Raw genomic sequence first — 2,337 nt, 5'->3', positions numbered from 1 at the left:
TGCCATGCAAATCTCCAGATAACCCTGGAAACCTTCTCGCACACGCGGCAAGCCTCAAAATACAGCCAATTCAATGGGGCGGAGACGGCGCTTACATATGAACCGATCGCGGCATCTGTCGTGTTACGACCGGAAGTCAATTCAAAACCACTGTCGTCAGACGATGCTCTGTAACTTACATGCTCAACGACCGAAGACTTGTCTGTCGTGCCGCCGAATACGGAACTTTCCGCCGTCCCTGCATGATCATTCGATGCATGCTGCTCGCCTTCCTCCGGTAGCTTCACATGAGCTCACTTCGAGGACGCGCCATGAAACCGATCTTTCCAGGCAATCTGCCCCTGCCCATCGGGCATTTCATCTGCGACCAGCTGCTTTCGGCCGAAGATGTCATCGACACGTATCGCGCGTCGAATGGCAAGGCTTAGGCGTATCCCGCCCGGCTCGCATCGTCATTCCAAGTCGATGCGATAACCGTCATCGTCGCAGATGTTTCTGCCGGAGGGGCAAGGAAACAGTGCCGTATAGATCAGCCGCCAAGATAAGTTCAGGTCAACCGATGGCTCCAATTGTCAAACGCATACAGAACGATCAGCAGCTCCCCGCCGAGGCGGATGTCGTCGTGATCGGGGGCGGCATCATTGGTGCAACGGCAGCTTTCTTTCTCGCGGAGCGGGGACTGTCCGTCGCCCTGGTCGAAAAGGGCTATATCGGCTGCGAGCAATCGAGCCGCAACTGGGGTTGGTGCCGCCAACAGAACCGGGATGAGCGCGAGCTGCCGCTCTCGGGCGTCGCCCTGCGGCTATGGGATGAGTTTGAGTCCAAAATCGGAGAGGACGTCGGCTTCCGCCGATGCGGTCTGCTTTACGCTACAGACAATCCGCACCAATTGGCGGAATGGGAAGCATGGCGTGATACGGCCCGCCAGTTCAACGTCAATACGAAGATGCTGAGCGCCAGGGAAGCGGCTGCCACGATTCCGGCGAACGGTCGCCGATGGCTGGGCGGAGTGCATTCGATCGATGACGGCAAGGGCGAACCCGCCATCGCCGCGCCGACGATCGCGAACGGCGCGCGCAAATTTGGGGCGACGATCCACCAGGAGTGCGCTGCGCAAGGCCTCGATCTGGTCAATGGAGCGATGGCGGGAGTGATTACCGAAAAGGGGCTCATTCGGACACAAGCCGTCCTCTGCGCCGGCGGTGCCTGGACGTCAATGTTTTGTCGTCAGTACGGAATTCTTTTTCCGCAGGCAAGCGTGCGCCAAACGGCGCTTCGTACGCGGCCCACGGCGAATCTGGGCGAGGCGATCTATACGCCGGAGTGCGCGCTGACCCGCCGGCTGGATGGCAGCTACACGCTAGCGATCAGCGGCAGGGCGATGCTAGATATCACCCCACAAGGTATTCGATACGCCCGCTGGTTCATGCCGATGTTCATGAAGCGCCTAAAAGCGGTGCAGTTCGGCATCGGTAAATCCTTCCTCCATGGTCCGGAGGCAATCGGTCGCTTGAACAAGAGTAAACCGTCGGACTTCGAGCGGGTCCGCGTTCTCGACCCGCCGCCGAGCCGCCGCACCATCACGGCTATCTTGAAACGGGTCACGGAGCAGTTTCCTGCATTGGCGGGGGTCGAAGTCGCCGATAGCTGGGGAGCCTACGTGGATTTCACGCCGGACGCGGTGCCGGTCATCTCGCCGGCCGACGGTGTGAGAGGTCTCTACCTGGCCGCGGGCTGCTCCGGCCATGGCTTCGGCCTTGGCCCGGGCATCGGCCGCCTGGCGGCCGACCTGGTTGCCAATGACACGCCCTGTGTCGACCCCACCCCCTTCCGCCTATCGCGCCTCATTGATGGTTCGAGGGTCATGGTCGGAGCAATCTGATCGTGAGGCCGGATCGGGAAACAAGCCTTTGGGGCGACGCGCCGAGGAAAGCGAGCGGAATGGATTACGACGTAATCGTCATCGGCGGCGGACTGGTGGGGGTATCGATAGCCTGGGGTCTGTCGAGGTGCGGGGAAAGGGTTTCAATCCTCGACGAGGGCGATGTGGCAAACAGGGCCGCCCGGGCGAATTTCGGTCTTGTATGGAGCTCCAGCAAGGGCCTCGGCAACGCCGCCTATTCGCGATGGTCGCGAACCTCGACGGCGAACTGGCACCAGCTGGCAGCCGAACTCAAGGCCGAAACCGGCATCGACACCGGCTTTGTCCAGTCGGGCGGCTTCTCAATCCGACTCACGCCAACTGTCAAGCGAATCGAGGAATTGACCCCTCTGCCGAATTGAAGAACTGACCCCCTCATTGGTTTGCAGTTTCGTTGGTTTCAAGCGCCGCTCCGG

Annotated in this window: 2 protein-coding genes and 1 pseudogene; 2 read left to right on the top strand and 1 reads right to left on the bottom strand. The window is 60.5% G+C overall.

All coding sequences use genetic code 11. From position 1 onward, the window contains the following. Positions 1-287, bottom strand: a pseudogene (locus tag GGD50_RS32650) (hypothetical protein); the annotation flags it as partial. Between the two features lie 272 nt (positions 288-559). Between GGD50_RS32650 and GGD50_RS32475 the strand changes: the two are divergent. After that, entirely contained in the window at positions 560-1,882 is a 1,323-nt protein-coding gene (locus GGD50_RS32475; protein WP_183941375.1) for an NAD(P)/FAD-dependent oxidoreductase, read from the top strand. Positions 1,883-1,941: 59 nt separating this feature from the next. Further along, a complete protein-coding gene (locus GGD50_RS32470) occupies positions 1,942-2,283 on the top strand; it encodes an NAD(P)/FAD-dependent oxidoreductase (protein ID WP_246451694.1) in 342 nt (113 codons plus the stop codon). Positions 2,284-2,337 lie beyond the last annotated feature (54 nt).

Origin of the sequence: Martinezella paranaensis, from assembly GCF_014200235.1 — a bacterium.
Lineage (GTDB): Bacteria > Pseudomonadota > Alphaproteobacteria > Rhizobiales > Rhizobiaceae > Rhizobium > Rhizobium paranaense.
This window is presented reverse-complemented; position numbering and strand designations above follow the sequence as displayed.